This window comes from Shinella sp. 1A1, from assembly GCF_055379515.1.
The window spans coordinates 461,833-479,803 of record NZ_AP039671.1 but is presented as its reverse complement, the minus strand read 5'-3'; the positions used below and the strand labels follow the sequence as shown (position 1 = coordinate 479,803).

The 17,971-nt window shown below is 62.0% G+C and carries 18 protein-coding genes; all 18 read right to left on the bottom strand.

Annotated elements, in window-relative coordinates; translation table 11 throughout:
* Positions 1–32: 32 nt before the first annotated feature.
* The 18 genes from ACZ48C_RS02475 to ACZ48C_RS02390 all read right to left on the bottom strand — a co-directional run bounded on the left by ACZ48C_RS02475 (position 33) and on the right by ACZ48C_RS02390 (position 17,807).
* Entirely contained in the window at positions 33–707 is a 675-nt protein-coding gene (locus tag ACZ48C_RS02475) for an NTP transferase domain-containing protein (RefSeq protein ID WP_464782079.1), read from the bottom strand.
* Positions 683–1,360: an HAD-IB family phosphatase gene (locus ACZ48C_RS02470; RefSeq protein WP_464782078.1), complete on the bottom strand. Its 678-nt coding sequence runs from the start codon at positions 1,358–1,360 to the stop codon at positions 683–685. Before ACZ48C_RS02470 ends, ACZ48C_RS02475 begins: the two co-directional genes overlap by 25 nt.
* Before the next feature lie 14 nt (positions 1,361–1,374).
* Positions 1,375–2,871 (bottom strand): CDP-glycerol glycerophosphotransferase family protein, encoded by a 1,497-nt coding sequence (locus tag ACZ48C_RS02465; RefSeq protein ID WP_464782077.1) that lies wholly within the window; start codon positions 2,869–2,871, stop codon positions 1,375–1,377.
* Positions 2,872–2,939: 68 nt separating this feature from the next.
* Positions 2,940–4,871 carry an O-linked N-acetylglucosamine transferase, SPINDLY family protein gene (locus ACZ48C_RS02460; RefSeq protein ID WP_464782076.1) on the bottom strand — a complete coding sequence of 644 codons (1,932 nt, stop codon included), beginning with the start codon at positions 4,869–4,871 and terminating at the stop codon, positions 2,940–2,942.
* A gap of 197 nt (positions 4,872–5,068) precedes the next feature.
* The gene (fliQ, locus tag ACZ48C_RS02455) at positions 5,069–5,335 is read right to left on the bottom strand and encodes a flagellar biosynthesis protein FliQ (RefSeq protein ID WP_119257702.1); all 267 of its coding nucleotides are present in this window, start codon (positions 5,333–5,335) and stop codon (positions 5,069–5,071) included.
* Between the two features lie 9 nt (positions 5,336–5,344).
* Entirely contained in the window at positions 5,345–5,761 is a 417-nt protein-coding gene (gene flgD / locus ACZ48C_RS02450) for a flagellar hook assembly protein FlgD (protein ID WP_119257701.1), read from the bottom strand.
* Positions 5,755–6,201, bottom strand: a complete 447-nt coding sequence (flbT, locus tag ACZ48C_RS02445; protein ID WP_119257700.1) for a flagellar biosynthesis repressor FlbT — start codon at positions 6,199–6,201, stop codon at positions 5,755–5,757. The genes flgD and flbT overlap by 7 nt, the downstream gene beginning before the upstream one ends.
* The gene (gene flaF / locus ACZ48C_RS02440) at positions 6,198–6,548 is read right to left on the bottom strand and encodes a flagellar biosynthesis regulator FlaF (protein WP_119257699.1); all 351 of its coding nucleotides are present in this window, start codon (positions 6,546–6,548) and stop codon (positions 6,198–6,200) included. The genes flbT and flaF overlap by 4 nt, the downstream gene beginning before the upstream one ends.
* Before the next feature lie 38 nt (positions 6,549–6,586).
* Entirely contained in the window at positions 6,587–7,639 is a 1,053-nt protein-coding gene (locus ACZ48C_RS02435) for a flagellar hook-associated family protein (protein ID WP_119257698.1), read from the bottom strand.
* Between the two features lie 2 nt (positions 7,640–7,641).
* Positions 7,642–9,087 (bottom strand): flagellar hook-associated protein FlgK, encoded by a 1,446-nt coding sequence (gene flgK, locus ACZ48C_RS02430; protein ID WP_119257697.1) that lies wholly within the window; start codon positions 9,085–9,087, stop codon positions 7,642–7,644.
* Positions 9,088–9,128: 41 nt separating this feature from the next.
* Positions 9,129–10,370, bottom strand: coding sequence for a flagellar hook protein FlgE (locus ACZ48C_RS02425; RefSeq protein WP_119257696.1), 1,242 nt, complete (start codon positions 10,368–10,370; stop codon positions 9,129–9,131).
* Positions 10,371–10,469: 99 nt separating this feature from the next.
* Positions 10,470–11,144 carry a transcriptional activator Rem gene (rem, locus tag ACZ48C_RS02420; RefSeq protein WP_119257695.1) on the bottom strand — a complete coding sequence of 225 codons (675 nt, stop codon included), beginning with the start codon at positions 11,142–11,144 and terminating at the stop codon, positions 10,470–10,472.
* Between the two features lie 270 nt (positions 11,145–11,414).
* Positions 11,415–11,993: a transglycosylase SLT domain-containing protein gene (locus ACZ48C_RS02415; protein WP_119257694.1), complete on the bottom strand. Its 579-nt coding sequence runs from the start codon at positions 11,991–11,993 to the stop codon at positions 11,415–11,417.
* Positions 11,917–13,284, bottom strand: a complete 1,368-nt coding sequence (gene fliK, locus ACZ48C_RS02410) for a flagellar hook-length control protein FliK (RefSeq protein ID WP_464782075.1) — start codon at positions 13,282–13,284, stop codon at positions 11,917–11,919. Before fliK ends, ACZ48C_RS02415 begins: the two co-directional genes overlap by 77 nt.
* Entirely contained in the window at positions 13,281–14,606 is a 1,326-nt protein-coding gene (motC, locus tag ACZ48C_RS02405; RefSeq protein WP_464782764.1) for a chemotaxis protein MotC, read from the bottom strand. Before motC ends, fliK begins: the two co-directional genes overlap by 4 nt.
* 4 nt (positions 14,607–14,610) lie before the next feature.
* Positions 14,611–15,882: a MotB family protein gene (locus ACZ48C_RS02400; protein ID WP_464782074.1), complete on the bottom strand. Its 1,272-nt coding sequence runs from the start codon at positions 15,880–15,882 to the stop codon at positions 14,611–14,613.
* Entirely contained in the window at positions 15,879–16,532 is a 654-nt protein-coding gene (locus ACZ48C_RS02395; protein ID WP_318910952.1) for a hypothetical protein, read from the bottom strand. Before ACZ48C_RS02395 ends, ACZ48C_RS02400 begins: the two co-directional genes overlap by 4 nt.
* A gap of 312 nt (positions 16,533–16,844) precedes the next feature.
* Complete coding sequence (locus ACZ48C_RS02390) at positions 16,845–17,807, bottom strand: flagellin N-terminal helical domain-containing protein (protein WP_119257689.1); 963 nt, start codon at positions 17,805–17,807, stop codon at positions 16,845–16,847.
* Between the last annotated feature and the right edge of the window lie 164 nt (positions 17,808–17,971).

Below are 17,971 nucleotides of genomic sequence, written 5' to 3'. Positions count from 1 at the left end.
CCATTGAGACAGGTTAGGCGTGGCGCAATTGATCACAGCCGTTCAGAAGACATGCCATGCAGCTCGAAAAGACCTGCATTTTCTCTCGCCTGAACAAGTTCTTCTTCCGTATCGACTTCGTAGGACACCAGTTCCTGTGCTGACAGCGGAAGAAATTTGTCAAGATGCTGGTAAACCGAGGTGTCTTCAATGTTCCTGAAGAATTCGATCGGAAGCCAGGCGACGTTTGCCCATTCGAACTCGGCAGGGCCAAGTCTATCGAACGCCGTCACCTTCTCATCCTTGATCGTGACATAGACGGCATCCCGTGTCTTTGTCTTTGTGATGCCCAGCCTCGGCGCATTCGGCCTGCACGAATCCATAAAACGCCTGAAACTCTCCGGCTCAAGGAGAAGATCGCCATCCAGGAACAGGCAGTCGCCCTCCAGGAATTTTGCGCCGGCGGCATAGCTGTGCAGCGTGGTCGTCGAGCGGAAATTTGGGTTGCGGACAGCGATGGCATCCGGCCGGATGCGCTTGAGCTCCGCCATCACGGCTTTCTCTTCAAAGCCGACGACGACCCTTACGTCCTCCACGTCGGAAAGCCGTGAAAGAAGCTGGGCCAGGATGGTGACCCCTTCGATTTCGACCAGGCATTTGGGTTTTCCATGACCGAGCCGGGATCCCAGTCCCGCGGCTGCGATTACAGCGTGCTTAACAGGCGACATAATGATCTTCCATCAAGGGCGACATAGTTCGAGACGGAAACGAGCGCATCCGGAGCGGTGTGAATTCCCTGGAATGCCACACCGATATCGGCAACATCGAACATCGGGATGTCATTAAAGCCATCGCCGACTGCGATGACCCGCTCAAACCGTTCTTTCAATTGTAGGGCCGGCGCACTCTTGCGCATGACCTCGCGGAGGCCGGTCACCCTTCCCCCATCCAGCATGGCCGTGGAGGCAAAGTATCCGCATCCAAGCTTCTCCATCAACGGAGCGATCCAGATGTCCAGATTGCCGGTGACGACAAAGCAGCGATCACGGTTTTTACGAATGAACTCGGCGATAAACGGATCCAGTTCGACCTCGGCAACGATCGACTGTATACGCTCCAGTCCAGCAGTTCGGAGAAGCGCAAAACGGAGCCGGAATGAATCCTCGAACGGAATCATTCCATCCATTGTCAACCGGGTCAAAAGTGCGATCTCGGTTTCCAGACCCAACTCCATGGCAATCAGCGGCAGGAGCTCCTCGCGGGTAACCGTTCCGTCGAGATCGAAGGCGTAGCAGGTTCCAGCCGCATGCGCAGGAAACGCGCTTCGATCCTGGACGATGAAGCCGTCATCCTCCAGAAAGGCACGGCTTATGCTCTGCACGGCATTTCCTTGAATCAATTGCCCCTCCCCTCTTCGTCGATGGAGTCACTGATGGTGTCCAGAATGAAGGCTGCCGGATTTGTATCTCGTGGGACCAGTACATCGAGAAGTCGCTCTACCTCCTCCACCTTGTCCCATTGCCTGCCGTTCTTATATTCGATCACGGCCCGCTTCATCTCCTTGAAAGTATTGACTTTATGAGCGCAAGTTTCGGCCAGCTTGCCAAGCGGATTGAATGGAACGTGCTTCCCGGAATCAAAGAACACGAGCGGCTTCTTGAAGACATGGTATTCGGTCAGGAACGAGACGCCATCTGTGATCATCATATCCGAGGCATCGAACAATTCACCGTATAGCTGTTCCTCAATCGCGCAGTTGGGAAGTGACAACCACATCTTCTTGAAGAAATTCACATCCTCAACTGAGAGGACGCCATTGAAAAGTGCAGGATGGGGCTTCAGTACGAAATGGATATCCTGATGCTGCTTGGCCCAGTCGAGCATATCCTTGTAGATGACGTTGAAAACACCAAAGCCAGTGCCGCTTCCGCCAAGAGAATAATGCGGCGCCCAGATCACACGAAAGGCCCGGCCATTCGGTTCCTGCAGAGGCCATTGCCCCCTGCCCTTGGCCTTCTCCAGACTGCTGAGCTTCGGATACCCGCTCAAGTGAAGCTTTGCCGGATCGCAATGGTGGAACGATTGATAGAAGGACCGGGTCAGCTCCGTTTCGCAAAAGATTTTCCAGGCGGCCCGGTGATATGCCTGGTCGAACGCAAGCGGTGATATCTCCGTCTGAACCGTGCCGCTAAAACTCGAAAGGACATTTGTGCCATAAGGAATGACGCAAATCCGGGCGAAGGTCAGTTCATGCGTGTGGAATGCCGGCGGAAGCGGTGTATCCCATTGCTGCTGGCGGAAGATGACGTCCGGCAGCAGGTTCTTGAGAATATCCAGCCCCTGATAGGAATCGACCATGTCGAAGCGCAGATGGGCGATTTTCTGGCTGTACAGAAAATCGCTGACCTGCTGCTCACCGGTATATTTCCCGCGTCCGAGCGGCGTGGAATTGAGGGACACGACGATGGGGTCGAAGCGATCGTCCGGCGTCATGGCCGCATAGACGTCTGCTAAGGCATCCCACATCGGGATCGAATGAACGAGGAAAACGCAGCGTATCTTCTTCCGTGGACGACGCGTCTGGCGCAATATCAGATTGGATGTCTGCTTCAATATTCCGAGATGAGCGACATAATTCGATATGCTCTCATCCGCTACTTTCTGGACCTTAGCGGATATCGCCTCCCTTTCCGTCTTGATGAGCTCTTCCAACGCATCGATCTTATCAAGTGAAGCGCGTTGATCGCCTACCAGCTTCTGGATGATTTTTACGGTCTCGACGCTTATGTCATTCTGTAAGTTCTGGTTCTCGACAATGGAGTTCAGCGTAGCTTCAATTTTGGAATTCGCGTCAGGATCATTCCCCGCGTCTTTTTCCTCGTGATTTTCCACTGAGAACATCCTCTTATATTTCCGGCAAGGAAGACTGCTTACCCGCAGAATAAAATCACGCGCCCATACTAGAGCGTTGTTCCATCTCGACCGAAGGAAGTTGTCCGCTCCGGCAAGACGGGGACGTCGAAGTGATCGGGCCCGAGCCCGCTCTTGGCGCGGTCGGCCATCATCTCGTAAGCCTTTTCGAGGTGGCGGCAGAACCGTTCGCTGTCGAACAGGGGTTTCAGGAAGCGATTGTCGGACAAGCGCTTCTTGTATTCGGCGATCCGCGTCCGGTCCTTGGCGAGCGATACGGCCATGTCGATGTAGTCGGCCTGGTCGGCTGCCACGAGCTCGGGAAGGCCGATTGCGTTCAAGAGGCTTTCGCTCACCCTCGACGCGAAGTTGGTGCCCTTGAGCGTCAGGACCGGCAGGCCGGCCCAGAGCTGTTCGGACGTCGTCGTGTGGCCGTTATAGGGGTAGGTGTCGAGCCCGAGATCCGCCACCTGGATCCGATTGATGTGCTCTTCGTAGCCGACCTTCGTCGTGAAGAAGACCCGCTTGGGCGAGATGCGGTTCTTCTCGAATTCCTTGCGGATATTCGTCTGGAAACGCGCGTTCGCCCCGAGAATCCAGATGACGGAATTCTCGGTCTTTTTGAGGATGCTGATCCAGGCATCGATCGCCTTCAGGCTGATCTTCCGGTTGCCGTTGAAGGATGCGAAGACGAAGGCGTCCTCCGGAAGGCCAAAATCGGCGCGGCTGCACGGCTGCAGGCGCGGGCGGCTGACGGGGTCGTTCGGCTGGTAGGTTTCCGGCAGGCGGCAGAATTTTTCGTAATAGTGCGGGCGCGAGGCTTCCGGCAGCACGATCGGGTCGCCGATGACGTAGTCGAGATCGACATTGACGGTCGTACCGGGAAAACCGAGCCAGGCGACGTGGACCGGCGCGGTCGCCTCGTTGAGGATATGGGACCTGGTACCCTTGGTATGTCCCTTGAGGTCGACGAGGATGTCGATCTTCTCCTTGCGGATCAGGGCGGCGGCTTCCGCATTCGACATGTCGGCAACCGAGACGACCTTGCCCCAGCGGCCGCGATCGAAACTGTTGGTTTCGAGGTGATGCGGGGCGGTGTAGCAGAAGAGCGTGATCTCGAAACGATCCCTGTCGTGCTGCTCCAGGACGTTTCCGACGAGCTTCATCGTCGCGTGGTTCTCCCAGAAATCGTTCGACAGATAGCCGATGCGGATCTTCCTTCCCGACCAATCATGCGGCATGCTGCGCCGTTTCTCCGGCAGGGCCGGATCGTAGGCGCTGGCGGAGAAGCCGACCGTTCCGTTGAGACTCTCGTCGCCGCACCACATCAGATGGTGGAAGGGGTTGTCGTTCCGCACGACCTCCCGGTTGCCCTTCGCGATTTCGTTCTCGATGAGCGCCTGGCCACGCCGCACGTCGTCGAACTCGCCGAATTCGCGCGCATGCACCAGATAGAAGAGCTGCATGGCGATATGGTTCGGGAAGAGCTTGATAGCGCGCTTGAGCGTTCTCAGGTTCTCCTCGTCCCTGGGGTCGTCGGCAAGGAGGCGCATCGCAAGCGCGATATGCGAGGGATTGTTGCTTTCGAGAAGGGGCTTGCGCAGGCCCTGGAGGATGGACTTCTCGCCTCGCCTCAGGAAGATGGAGGCGATGATATAGGCGATCTCCGGGTCCTTCGGGGCGATCGATATGAAGTTCCTCGCCAGAACGAGAACCTGATCTTCATTGCCGCATTCGAAATGAAGCTGCATGGCATTGCGAAGGTTCTCTTCCTTCCTGCTGCCTTCCTCGCGGCCGGCGAGGGCGTAGGCTTCCGCCGCCTCGGATTTCATGTCGAGCTTCAGGAAGGTTTTGGCGAGAAGGGAGTATGTCCTCGCGTCCCGGGTCGTATCGAGCAAACTGTTGAGCGTGCGGAGGGCCCCCAGATATTCACCTTTCTTGTATTGCTGAGAAGCGGCAGCATAACCGGTGTGAATGTTCATTCGGCACTCCCTGAAGATTGAATCAAGCCGTGAACGATGGCGATTCAATTCCTGACGATCTGGATATTTCCGGTCATCGCACTTGAAGCTTGCTCGGAACGTGAGGCGCCGAAGACCGGGGGCAGCCAGGCGCACAGCACCTTCGCGCCGTGGCGACGGCGCGTCGGACATGCAGGAAAGCAGAATGCGGAAAAGCGTCAGAACCCGCTTTGTATTCGCGAGAAGACGAGGTCGGTGAAGATGGAGATCTGGGCGCCGATGAAGGGCGCGGAAATGGCGATGGTGACGAAGATCGCGAGGATCTTCGGGACGAAGGTGAGGGTCATTTCCTGCACCTGCGTCAGCGCCTGGATGAAGGCGATGACGACGCCCACGACCATGGCCGCGAGCACGGCCGGTCCGGAGGACACGATGACAGTCCAGATGGCTGCCTGCGCTATGTCGAGGGCGTCTGCCTCATTCACGGGATAGGGTCACTTCACGGTTACGCCGGGGCCGACGATGATCTTCTCACCCGACTCAAGCGTTGCTACGATACCGTCATTATATAGCGTGACTTCCTTGACGACGCCAGAAACCTTGCCGTCGTCGCTGGTGACCGTGCGGCCGATGACGGAGTTCGCCTCCTGCAGCGAGGTGCGCTGGAGCAGGCTTTCCAGGTTCTTGTTCGTCTTGATGGTCTGCTCGACCTGCGAGAAGGTCGCAAGCTGCGCCATCTGCTGGGTGGCGTCCATCGGCTCGGTCGGATCCTGGTTCTTCATCTGCGCCACGAGGAGCTTGAGGAAGCTCTCGTAGTTCAGCGTCGCGGTCTTGGAGTCGCCGCCGGATTCCGCGCCGGTGACGCCGGGAATGTAGCCGGAAGAGGTCGCGGTGCCGACTGCGTCTACCATGGTGCGATCTCCCTGCGGATCTGTTCGATGGTGGCCGGAGCCATCTCGTGGTTGTTGAGGATGCGATCCTCGATCGGGTAGAGGGCGCGGATGGCCTTCAGGGCCTCGAAGGCGCGGCCCTGCGTGACGAGCGCGTCGACGCGCTTCAGCTCGGCCAGCACTTCCTCGTTCTTGAAGCAGGAGAGCAGCATGATGACCGACTTGCGGAACATGGCGATCGACTGCTCGGCGCCTTCCGGGTTGATCAGCGCCATCTGCGCGATGAAATAGAGCTGGCGGAGCGGCGTCGTGGCCTGTTCCGGCTGCAGGACGTGGTTTTCCAGAAGGAAGGTCACGTCGTTGAGGAACTCGACGGCGACCTTGCGGTCGACCCTCAGAACTGCGCCGTTGACGAAAATGCGCTCACCGGATTTCAGCGATATACGCAGCGTACTTTTCATTTGATGCCATCCTTGATGATGGTGGTAATGTCGATGATGCCCTGGAAGTTCGTGGATTCGCGTTTGCGTATCCTTTCGATCTCCTTGAGAATCCAGATGGCGATCGAGATGAGATTGGCCCTGATCTCGTCCTCGAGCTGGTTTTCGGGATTTCCGAGATCCTCGATGAAGCGGATCCAGACCCGACGGGTGTAATAGACGGCTTCCACCGCCTCCTTGCCGTAACTGCCCCCGGCAGCCACCGCGGCCTGCAACAGCGCGATGGACCTTTCGAGGACCTGCCGTTCCCGATCCTTCGAGACGGCGACGCCCTCCTCCATGATCTCGGCATAGGAAAACTGGTACATTCAGACATCCTTCATGTGTGTCCGTACCCTCTGGTTCATCAGAGGTAGTTCAGCAGACTGAGATTCTGGATCCTCGACGTCAGCGTGTAGGCGAGCGAAAGCTGCGACTCGAGCGTGGTCACGCGCGTCGCGGCCTCGTAGGTATCGATGCCCTCCATGTCCTTGATGCTGGTGTTCAGGATGGTGATCTGGGCGTCCAGCGACGTGTTGGCCTGCGTGACGCGGGATTCGGAGATGCCGAGCTTGGAGCGCTCGCCGTCGATGCCCGAAATCGCCCGACCCATATAGTCGATCGCCGAATCGCTGACCGTCTTGCGCGTCTGCTCCGAAATGCCGAGTGCCAGCAGTTCCTGCCCGATAACGAGGCCGAGCGCCATGTAGCGCATGCCGGTCGCATTGGTATTGGTCGAGCTCTGGACGGTCTCGGCCGCGCTGATGCGGCTCTGCATGTTCTCGTCAGAGGCGTTCGACCAGTCCGCTTCCCAGTCCGAACCCATGAAGCTGGTTTCGAGATCGTCGATGAAGGCCTGCATGTCCGCCGGCGCGATATTGGCGACGGCCGGGTCGGTCTGCGTGATGCCGAAATGGGCGAAGAAGGCGTTGTCGAACGTCGTCTTGGCGGCAGAGAGCGGCGCTTCCGAATAATCGTTGAACGGAATCACGTCCGAATTGATGCCGGCGAAGAGATATTCACCGCTGAAGGACGTGTTGGCGGCGGCCGTGAAGGTCGACAGCGCGTTGCCGATATTCTGCTTGGCGAGATCGAGCTGGTCGGCCGAGGTGATGCCGGAGAGCGCGATCAGCACCTCCATCGCATCGTTCGCCGCGGACGACATCTGGCCGAGGGCTTCCTGCGAGGCCGCAAGCCGCTGGGTGGTGAGCGCATTGGTGCTCTTCAGCGATTCCATGCGCTGGAGGTCGCGGTGCAGGTTGAGCGTGCGCGCCGTCTTGGCGCCAAGCGCGGTGCCGACATCGGCGTGGCGACCGGTGACCGTCTCTTCCTGAAGCTGCTGCATCTCCTTCTGAGCCTTTGCGACGGTGAGCCGCATGGTGTTCTGAAGGGACAGGTTGGAAACGAAAGAAGCCTTCATGACTAGCCCGCCGCCTGGAGGAGTGCGGTGATCATCTCATCCACCGCCGAAACCAGTTTCGCCGACGCCTTGTAGGATTGCTCCAGATCGAGGAGCAGCGCCAGTTCCTCGTCGAGGCTGACCGCCGTCACGTTCTGCAACGCGTCCTGGGTGCGGCCGAGCAGCGCGTTCTTGTCGTCGCTCGCCGTGGTCGCGGCGCTGCGGATCTGCTCCAGCCAGCCGACCGAGCCGGTCGAGAAGGCGAGGATCGTGCCGGTCGTGTCGATCGCCGCGTCCGGGTCGTAGGTCTGCGGCGTCTCGAAAGCCGCGGCATAGCCGTTCAGGAGCTCCGAGAAGCTCGCATTGTTGTCGACGTTGAACGTCTCGTTGATGCCGTCCCTGAGCAGCATAGAATTGCCGCCCTGGCTGGTGATCACCGCCGGATTGACCTTGATGACGCCGGCAAGACCCGGCGAATTGACCGTCGGCACGCCGCTCCAGGTGAAGAGGCCGTCCGTCGGCAGGAAGGTGCCGGAGCCGGGCGGCGTCTCGACATTCTCGGAGAACATGGAGACGAGCGTGCGCGACATCTCGTCGAGCTGCTTCTGGAAGGTCGGCGCGGCATGGTCGCGAAGCTGGAGGAGCGCGGCGAGCGAACCCTGCGCGCTGGTGTTGCCGCCGGCGCCTGCCTGGACGGGCACGCCGTCGATCAGGATCTGGTTGCCGTCGACGGCCGCCGTATAGGTGGTGGTCGCCTCGAAGCTCACGGTGCGCGGCACCGTCTCGAACAGCACCGTGCCGTCGCTGGTATAGAGCGCAAGGTCGTTGTTGGTGCGGGTGACGGTGGTGACGCCGACAATCTCGGAGATCTGCGTCAGGAGTTTGTCGCGCTGGTCGAGCGCGTCGTTGTCCTGCGTGCCCGCGGCCGTGCTCTGCTTGACCTTGTCGTTATAGGTCTTGAATTCCTTGAGGAGCCGGTTGAGCTCCGTCACCGCCGTATCGATATCCGCATCCGCCTCGGCGCGCAGCTTCTGGAGCGCGGCGGAGGTGCTGTTCAGCGAATTGGCGACATCGGTCGCGTCGGCCACCACGGTCTCGGCGAGCGAGACCTCGTTCGGCTTGTCGGCGAAGGCCTGGAGATTGTCGCGCAGCTTCGCGAGATAGGTGGACGGGGCGAGTTCGTAACCCTCGCCGCCGAGCATCGTCTTCATCTGCGTGAGACCGGCGAGCAGCGTATCCTGCCCGGCGGTCTTGGAGATGCTGAGGAGGTTCTGCTTGAGCAGCGCCTCGTTCTGGGCACGCTGGGTCTCGACCACCGTCGCGCCCGAGGCGGCCGTGGCGAGAACCGCCGCACGGCGCGCGTAGGCCGGGTTGCTTGCATTGGCAATGTTCTTCGAAACGACGGCCGATTGCAGGCCTACGTTGGAAAAACTGGACTGAGCAGTCTTCATTGCTGCTGAAAGCGACATCGGATCTACCTAATTCTCGAACGCGTGCGGGCCGGACCGGCTTATCTCTTGAGGTTGACGAGGACTTCCATCAGTTCCGAACCGGTCTGGAAGACCTTGGAGTTCGCCGTGTAGTTTCGCTGCGACTCGATCATGGCCGTCAGCTCTTCACCGATATCGACGTTGGAATCCTCCAGCGCGCCGGAAAGGATGGTGCCGAAGCCGCCATTGCCGGCATAGCCCATGACGATGACGCCCGAATCGCTGCTCTGCGAATAGACGTTGCCGGGAAGCGGCTTGAGATTGTCCGGGCTCTGCACGTTCGCCATGGCGATACGATACTTCGGCGCCATGTCGCCGTTCTCGTACTTGAGATAGACGATGCCGTCGTCGCTGATCTCGTAGCCGGAAACGCCGCTCGGGCCGATGCCGTCGATGTCGCCGCTGGCGGCGAAGGCAGCGGCAAGCTGCGTCGTGCCCTTGGCGTTGCCGCCGATGGAGATCTCGAGGGCGTTGAGTTCCGCGCCGCCGATGGTCATGGCGTCCGTGGTGATGCTTTCCGGCGTCTGGAGCTTGCCGTCCGAGCCGAAGGTCAGCGTCGTCGGTGCGAGAAGTTCCGTTTCGGTGCCGGTTTCCGGATCGGTGTAGCTGACCCGCAGATCCCACTGCGTCGTCGGCGGCGGGCCCGCCGTCACGCCCACTTTCGTGTAGGTGAAGTCGAGCTTGCGCGTGTTGCCGAGGCTGTCATAGGCGACGAGCGAGGTGGCCTTGGAATAGCCGTCCTCTTCGTTCGCCGGCAGGTTCACGTTGAGATAGCCGCTTTCCGACGCCTTCACGCTGAGATCGCCCGAAGCGAGATTGATCTCGGAGAGGCCGGCAAAGCCGTTGATGACGATGGTCGGATCCTCGGTCGAGGAATATTCGTAGCCCATCAGGGTGAAACCGGCCGAATTGCGCAGCGTGCCGTCGTCCATGACGGTGAAGGCACCGGCGCGCGTCAGGTATTCCACGCCGTCCGAACCGGTGACGATGAAGAAGCCCTTGCCGTTGATGGCAAGGTCCGTCGCCGAGGTCGTGTAGGTGAAGGTGCCCTGCGCGGAGATCGAATAGCGCACGTCCGTGGTCACGCCGCCCGAATTGTAGGCGCCGCCGGTGGTGGGCAGGATCAGGGAAGAGAACTGGGTCGAGGCTTTCTTGTAGCCCGTCGTGTTCGCGTTGGCGATGTTGTCGGCAACCGTGCTCAGGCGATTGGCCTGCGCGTTCATGCCGGAAACACCCGTTCTCATCGTACCGTAGAGGCTCATGTGGTTTCCCCGTTCATCTCGTCACCGCGACCCTATGGGACGGGCCTTGCGTGAAGCTGGCTGCCGGGGTCCGCCTTCCCCGTCAGCCGGCGGTTCGTTTCAGCTCTGCCAGTCGATGCAGTAGCCAAGGAAGCGCTTGGAATCGATCGGATCGAAACCGAGCTTCTTGCGCAGCTTCTTGCGCAGCTTGCTGATATGGCTTTCGACGACGTTCTCCTCGACGTCCTCGTCGAAGATCCCGTAGATCGCGTTGAAGATCTGGGTCTTGGAAAGCCGGCGGCCGCGATTGGCGACCAAATATTCCAGAATGCGGCGCTCGCGGCGCGGCAGGGGGAAGACATCGCCGGAGATTTCCGGGTCGCGGCCGTCCGAGAAGACGCGGATCGGGCCGATGTCGGTATGATTGGCAAGCGCCTTCAGGCGACGCCGGATGGCCGCCGCACGGGCCAGGATTTCCCGGGGGTGAACCGGCTTGCGCACCACGTCGTCGACGCCGCTGTCGAAGAGGGCGAGCGTGGTTTCAAGGGAAGGCGTATCGCTGACCGCGATGACCGGCGCCTGCGACCGGTCACGGATCGCGCGCGGCAGCTCCATGGAGAGCTGGCCCTGGCCGATCAGGAACGCCTCGACCGCGTCGATGTCCGAATCGGCGGCGGTGTTCACCCACTCGCCGAATTCGCGGGGATCGAACCCCGTCGAGGGCACGCCCTCGCGCCCGAAAAGAGAAGTATAGCCGTCTTTAACGAGCTCGCGCTCATCAACCACTACGATCATTCGTCCGCCTCCGAATCAGTGTGGTGCCTCGTTCAGGCAGTGGTACGAATCGGGCGAATCACCGGCAACTAGAGGAACTAATTGGCAGATTTTAACAGTTGATTAAGGATTGCGTGCCGATTTGATCTACATCTAGTAGCTCCACCCATGTACGGCACAAATTTTTCGTGGAAAAGTTAACAAAGGTTAACGGCCCAGCCTTGTCGTTCTAAAACAGGGCGCATTCCTGCCACATTGTGGCACAGGCTGAATTTTCTATTTTTGATTGAATTACTGGCAGAACGCTTTCGCATTCGGTGTCCAGCTTCCATAGCCGGTTGCAACCAGGTTCGCGATCACCCGGCAGACATAACGCTTCTGCGCGGGGTCGTTGTTCGGGCCGGCATGGTAGCGCGCGACGGCCATGGTCCAGGTCTCGTGCCGGGCATGCAGGCGCGCGAGGAAGGCGGCTGCATATTCCACGTTCTTGTGCGGGTCAAACATTTCCGCCGCCGAGGCGAAATGCTCGCCGTGGAAGTGGTGGTTGATCTGCATGCAGCCGAGGTCGATCAGCCTGGCGCCGCGGGCGCGCGCCGCCTCGAAGGTGCGCAGCGCCTCTTCCCGGCTCGCGCCGAAATAGGCCTTGCCCTCGATATTGAGGGCGAAGGGCTGGAGGGATCCCTTCCGCCCGGTCTCCGTGAGACCGACGGAATAGAGGATGCCGGCCGGGATGTCGTACTTGGCGGCGGCGGCGAGGATTTCCCGTTCGCAGGAGCCCGTCGACGCGGCGGCGTCAGAGATAGACGCCGCCAGAGCGCACAGACTGCCCGCCAGCAAGGCCAGAAGCGGCTTCCGCGATGTTGCCCTCATGAGACGTTCCTTCCTGTCCGAACGAGCCTGCGCGCTCGCCGCCGTGCTCACGGCCGCCGCCGCCTTCGCGGGCCTGCGGCTGGCTGGAGAATTGCTGCTGCTGCGCCTGCTGGCCCTGGCTGTCGCCCTGCTGCGTGCCGGCGCCGCGGTCGGCCGGCGCGAGCTGGACGCTGACCTGGTCGACGGCGAAGCCCTGGCCGCGCAGCGCCCGCACGATCGTGTCCTTGTCGTCGAGGAGCTGGCGATAGGCCTCGCCCGTCTCCACCTGCAGCGAGACGACGAGCTCCTCGCCATGGAGGCGCAGCGTCGCCGTCACGAGGCCGAGCTCGATCGGATGCATCTGGATCTTCAGCGTGTTGACGACCTTGCCGGTCGCCGCCGCTTCCGAAGGCGCAAGGCCGCCGGTGGCGCTCAGCGAGGCCGCCCATTCGGGGTCCTGCGTGATCGCGCCCGTCACGGCGGCGGCATTGCCGGTCTGCGCGAGGCCGATATAGCGGCGCGCATCGACCACCGTCACCGTCTCGCCCCGCGCGGCATTGATATCGGCATCCTTGAAGGTCGCGCGATCGCCGGCGCCCGAAAGGCTCATGTCGAGGCCACGGCCCTTGCCGTCGGCGCGGATCAGGCGGAAGAGCTTGTCCGTATCAGATTGCGGCACCTCGCCGCCCTCGGCGCCGGCAAGCTCGGAGGCTTCCCCAGCCGAACCCGCACGGTCCGACACGAGGTCCGCCTTGCCCGCGACCTTGCCGCCGGCCTGCGCCTTGCTGCCATCCGTGGCGGCGGCCTTCGCCGCGCCATGGCCCGCGGCCGTGTGGGAAGCGGTGTTTGCCGCGTTCAGCAGTTCGAGGAGGTTGCCGACATCCGTCTTCGCGGCTGCCGCCTCCCCGCCGCTTTCGGCGACGGTCACGGCAACCTTCTCCGCGTCGGCATCGACACCCTCGGCCGTCTCGGCATGGCCTTTCCTGCCCGTACGACCGGTGCTCTCGGCGTGCGGAACCTTCCCGTCACCAGCCTTGCCGGCCTTGCCGCCCGCCTTCTCAAGCGCATCGGCGAGCGCGGAGATGTCGCCATGCGCGGCATGCACCCGCGTGCCGTTCATCGCCTCGCCTTCCTTTCCGCCATGGCCGGAGATCGAGGTGCGGCCGCCCTTGTGGCCGCTCTCGCCGTCCTTGGCATGGAGGCTGGCGATCGTCTTTTCGAAATCACCGTTCTCGGAGGAACCGGCGGCCTTGCCCTTGGCCGGCGCCTGGCCCTGCGCGATGCCCAAAACTCCGCTAGCAATGGTGCTCAACTGCCTTCTCCCTTCAAGAGCGCGTCGATCTCGTCGAGCTTGGACCGGCCGGTCGACACGAAATTGTCGAATGCCGGGTCGATGCCCGCCTTTTCCTGCTGCCCTGTCGTTTCCTTTTCCGGCCTTGCCGCCGCGACCGGCTTTTCCTCGCCGCCCGCCTGGGGGTCCATCGACCGGTCCGCCGCTTCCGCCTCGCTCAGCCCCTTATAGGAAGCGTTATCGGCCTCGGCGGGCACGCTGTCTTCCTTCGCGACCGTTTGCGCGCCCTCGCCCTCCGGCAGGCGCAGCACCTCTTCGGCGACCGCCCTGGCGGCGGCCTTCAGCGCCTGATCCTTGGCGGAGAGCTTGTCGTCGGGGATCGCCACGATGGATTCCATCGCCGAGGCGACATCGCCCGACGGCACCGAGGCGAGGCCCGAATAGAGGTCCGCCAGCACCTTCGGTACGCTTTCGCCGTCGCCCGTCAGGGCCTGGGCGCGCTCGGCGGCAAGCGAGGCCAGCTTGTTCTTGCCCGAGATCGCCGCCAGCCGCGCCATGCGCAGATAGACCTCGCGCTGGCGGGGCACATCCATGAAGGACAGGACCTCGAGAATGTCCTCCTGCCTGAGCGCATCGAAATGATCGACGGCGAGCTTCACGAAAAGGTCGGCGAACTGGCTGGCATAGGGCGAGCGCAGGAAGCGGCGGGCATAGCGGTTGGCATAGGCCATGCTCTTGTCGGTCCAGCCGGCTTCGCTGGCGATGTAGATGGAGCGGCGCAGCGCCGCCTCCTCGACGATCGTGCCGGGCGCGACGAGGCGCGCCCAGTCGAAATAGCTGAGCGCCAGCTTCGGATCCTTGCGGATGACCGAATTGGCCGAGACGAGCGCCAGATAGGGCCCGACCCGCGAGCGCTTGTATTCCGGGAATATCTCCGCGAGCGACTTGACGCTCTGGCTGCCCCGGCCGCCGAGATAGCTGCGCAGCGCGTCCGTCAGGCGGGAATCGAAATGGCCGGCAATATCCTTGCGGATCAGCAGCTCCAGCGTGTCGGGATTGCCGCCGCTCATGGCATAGACGAGCGCGGCGTCGACATTGCGTGGATCGTCGAAGATCGCGGAATCGGCCGTGCGGAGCCGCTCGTCGATGGTGCCGAGCAGGAAGCGCTGCATCTCCATGGCGGAATGGTCGCCCAGCACCACCGTATCCTGCACATATTGCAGCGAGCGGATCATCTTGTAGGGCGCAAGATCGTCCGGACTGTCGGCGCGCACGGGCGCGGCCGCGGCGAGCGCCGCGCCGAACACCGTTCCCGTCAGAAGAATGCGCCGGAGGAAGCCCATCGTATCAGCCACCCTCGGCCTGGATGAGGATTTCGATGCGGCGGTTGGCGTCCGCCATCGGATCATCCGGCACCTTGAGGCGGCGGTCTGCGAAGCCGGACACCTGGCTCACGCGCTTTTCCTCCAGCCCTCCGCGCACCAGCATGTAATAGGCGCTCTGCGCGCGGTCCATCGAAAGGCGCCAGTTGTCGTTCTTGCCACCGGCAAAGGGACGGCCGTCGGTATGGCCGCGAACGGCGATCGCCCCGGCCCGACCTTCGAGAATCTTGCCGATCTTCTCCATGGCCAGCACCATCTCCTGCCGCGGAACGGCCGAGCCGATATTGAACATGGGCGTATCGAGCTGGTCGGTCAGGCTGACGAGAAGGCCGCCTTCGGAGGGGGTGACGCTGAGGCCTTCGGCAAGCTTGCCGAGCGTGCCGATCTCCCTGGAAATCTGCTGCTTCAGCTCGTCCGCCTTCTTCTGGTCCTCGACCTTTTCGGCCTCGGCCTTGGCCTGCATCTCTTCAGCGGCAGCCTTCCCGGCCTCGGCCTTCGCGTCCTGCGCCTGCTGTGCCGCCGCATCGGCGTCGGCCTTGGCGAGCGCTTCCTCTACCGTGCGGTCGGTGTCCACCGCGGCCATCTGCTGCTGGCCTTCCTTGATATCCTTGGCTTTGGCATCCTTGGCCTTGCTCTCGCTGCCGGCGCTCGTCGCCTGCGAGATTTCGACCTGCTGCGTCCAGAAATCGGGATCGAACGGGTCACGGTAGGCTTCGCCGCCGTCGGCGCCGGTGGCGGGGCCGGAATTGGCCGCGCCACCCTCGCCCTTGGCGCTGACATTGGCCTGCTGGCCGACTTCCTGCGCGATCTCGGACAGGACGGAATAGGGATTGCTGAAGAAATCGGCCTCGGAATATTTCGTTTCCTCGCCGGCGGTCGTGTTCTCGTCGCGGCCTTTTTCCGCGCCGTTGCCGCTCGCCTGTTGCTGGCCCTCTTCCTTCGACTTGTCCTGCGTCGCCTCGCCGTCCTTGCTGTTGGCGGGCTTCTTGACGGATTTTTCCGCCGGCTTGTCGTCGGTCAGCTTGATCGGGTTGAAATAGGAGGCGACCGAGGCCTTCGTTTCCTCGTTCGCGGCATTGACGAGCCACATCACGAGGAAGAAGGCCATCATCGCCGTCATGAAGTCGGCATAGGCGATCTTCCAGGCGGCCGCATGGTGGTCGCCGTCGTGATCGCCATGACGCTTGACGATGATGATCTCGTTCTTGCCGTGGTGGTGATTTTCGCCTTCGCTCATGCAAGCACCTTGCGCACGGTGTCAGCCCAGGCCGCCATCCGCGTTACCAGGACGGCGTCGCCGAACTCCACCGTCAGATCGACATCCTGCATCTCGACATGCCGGAAGACCGGCGCTGGCTCCTCGAAATGCGACTTCAACTGCTCGAAGAGGTCCAGCGGCCCCTTCACCGTGATCGTCATGCCCTCGCCTTCCTTGAGGCCCTCGGCGACGAGGCGGGCAAGATCCGAGATCGCGCCCTTCGTCAGCACCTGGCTCATCACAGGCGCCAGCACCTGGGCCGCCTGCGCGGCGACGAGGTCGGCGACCTCGCCCGTCAGCGTGGCGAACCGCTCGGCGAGCGCCGCCGCATAATCCTGCTCGTAGCGCATCGCCAGAGCCTCGATCTCGGCGCGGTGCGCTTCCTTGAGCGCGGCCATGTCCGCCTCGTGCTTCGCCTGCAGCTCAGCCTCCGCTGCGGCGCGACCTTCGGCGAAGGCTTCCGCGCGCTCCGCCTCGACATCGACCTCGGGCAGGGCCGGCGCCATCGTGAAGGCCTGCGCCTCGGCGCTTTCGGCTTCCGGCGCAAAGCGCGCGGAGGGGAATACGGGCGGCTTCATGCGCGGGGGCGCGCCGAAATCCTTGAGGTAGCGGGCAAGGTGAACGCTCATCGCGCGCCCTCCGGCCCCGTTGCGTGCCGGATGAATGCAGAGAAGGCCCGGCGGCAAGGCCGCGGGCCGCTTCGACGTTCATTCGCAAAGACGCTTTTACCTGACAACACCGCTGACCTGTCTCCCCGGACAAAGCGCCTTCCGGGAGGTGAAAGGCGCACAATCTTCCTGATCGTGCCGCCGAACCTAGAAGGCCAAACTTGTGCGAGGATGAAGATGAAGGTGTTGGGCCGCGCCAGGGCAAATAGCGCGGCCCAACCGCCCGCCTCGGCCGATGACCTGCGGCCGGGCGGATAGAGGTCCCCGAAGCCCTTACTGGCGGAAGAGCTGGAGGATGTTCTCGGCGCTCGAATTGGCGATCGAGAGCGACTGGATGCCGAGCTGCTGCTGGGTCTGCAGCGCCTTGAGGCGGGTCGATTCCTCGTTCATGTCGGCATCCACCAGGCGGCCGATGCCCTTGTCGATCACGTCGCCGAGCGTGGCGACGAAGCTTTCCTGCATGTTGATGCGCTTGGTGATGGCGCCGAGCGTCGAGGCAGCGTTCGTCAGGTCCTTGATGATGTAGTCCGTGACGCTGATCATGTCGTCCAGATCGTCGTAGCTCGTGTTCGTGTCGATCTCTATGGGAGAACCGGCACCGGGCGAGCCCATGTCGATCAGATAGTATTCACGCGCGGTGCCGGCCGGGCTTTCGCTCAACGCGTCGGCATCGATGGATTTGGTCAGATAGCCGCGGCTGGCATCGCCCTCATCGACGAGAACGGAGTTCTCTGTGTCGAAATCGAGCGTGGCGACCTTCACGTTCCCGCCCGCGGTGCGAACGAAGGAGGCGACGACGGACTTCACGCCGAGGGCGTCGGAACCGGTATTGTAGAGCCAGTTCTCCCCCGAGAAGGACGCCGATTGCGCGGCGGAGACGAGCTGGTTCTTCAGCTCCTTGATTTCTTCGTTGATCTTGCTCTTGTCGACGCCCGGCTCGCGGGCGGCCACGAGCTTCGCCTTGATCTCGCTCATCACCTCGATGACGCTTTCCAGCGAGGTATAGGCCGTGTCCACCTTGGCGGCGCCGAGGCCGAGCGCGTCGGCGACCGTCGAGATCGCGCGGTTGTCGGAGCGCATCGTGGTCGCGATCGACCAATAGGCCGCGTTGTCGGCCGCGGTCTCGACCCGCAGGCCGGAGGAAACGCGCGCCTGCGTCGTCTCGAGGCTGTTATCGATGGAACGGAGCGTCTGCAGCGCCGCCATGGCGGCGGAGTTGGTCAAAATGCTGGTCATTGGCACTTGCCCTGAAAAGGAGTTCGTCGGGACATGCCGGAGTGAGGCGGGGACCGGTAACGACCGAGGGCTTCATGCTGCCGGCGCCGCTCGTTTGCCCTGGGCGCCGGTCCGTCGTTCTTAACGACTGGTTAATGGGCAATGGTTAACAAATGGTTAATAGC

Excerpts from the sequence above, each read along its gene's own strand:
- ACZ48C_RS02435 (WP_119257698.1), bottom strand. The coding sequence starts at position 7,639 with ATGAAGGCTTCTTTCGTTTCCAACCTGTCCCTTCAGAACACCATGCGG.
- ACZ48C_RS02475 (WP_464782079.1), bottom strand. The coding sequence starts at position 707 with ATGTCGCCTGTTAAGCACGCTGTAATCGCAGCCGCGGGACTGGGATCC.
- flgD (WP_119257701.1), bottom strand. The coding sequence starts at position 5,761 with ATGGTAGACGCAGTCGGCACCGCGACCTCTTCCGGCTACATTCCCGGC.
- ACZ48C_RS02425 (WP_119257696.1), bottom strand. The coding sequence starts at position 10,370 with ATGAGCCTCTACGGTACGATGAGAACGGGTGTTTCCGGCATGAACGCG.
- ACZ48C_RS02415 (WP_119257694.1), bottom strand. The coding sequence starts at position 11,993 with ATGAGGGCAACATCGCGGAAGCCGCTTCTGGCCTTGCTGGCGGGCAGT.
- motC (WP_464782764.1), bottom strand. The coding sequence starts at position 14,606 with ATGGGCTTCCTCCGGCGCATTCTTCTGACGGGAACGGTGTTCGGCGCG.
- flbT (WP_119257700.1), bottom strand. The coding sequence starts at position 6,201 with ATGAAAAGTACGCTGCGTATATCGCTGAAATCCGGTGAGCGCATTTTC.
- flgK (WP_119257697.1), bottom strand. The coding sequence starts at position 9,087 with ATGTCGCTTTCAGCAGCAATGAAGACTGCTCAGTCCAGTTTTTCCAAC.
- flaF (WP_119257699.1), bottom strand. The coding sequence starts at position 6,548 with ATGTACCAGTTTTCCTATGCCGAGATCATGGAGGAGGGCGTCGCCGTC.
- ACZ48C_RS02460 (WP_464782076.1), bottom strand. The coding sequence starts at position 4,871 with ATGAACATTCACACCGGTTATGCTGCCGCTTCTCAGCAATACAAGAAA.
- rem (WP_119257695.1), bottom strand. The coding sequence starts at position 11,144 with ATGATCGTAGTGGTTGATGAGCGCGAGCTCGTTAAAGACGGCTATACT.
- ACZ48C_RS02390 (WP_119257689.1), bottom strand. The coding sequence starts at position 17,807 with ATGACCAGCATTTTGACCAACTCCGCCGCCATGGCGGCGCTGCAGACG.
- ACZ48C_RS02400 (WP_464782074.1), bottom strand. The coding sequence starts at position 15,882 with ATGAGCGAAGGCGAAAATCACCACCACGGCAAGAACGAGATCATCATC.
- ACZ48C_RS02395 (WP_318910952.1), bottom strand. The coding sequence starts at position 16,532 with ATGAGCGTTCACCTTGCCCGCTACCTCAAGGATTTCGGCGCGCCCCCG.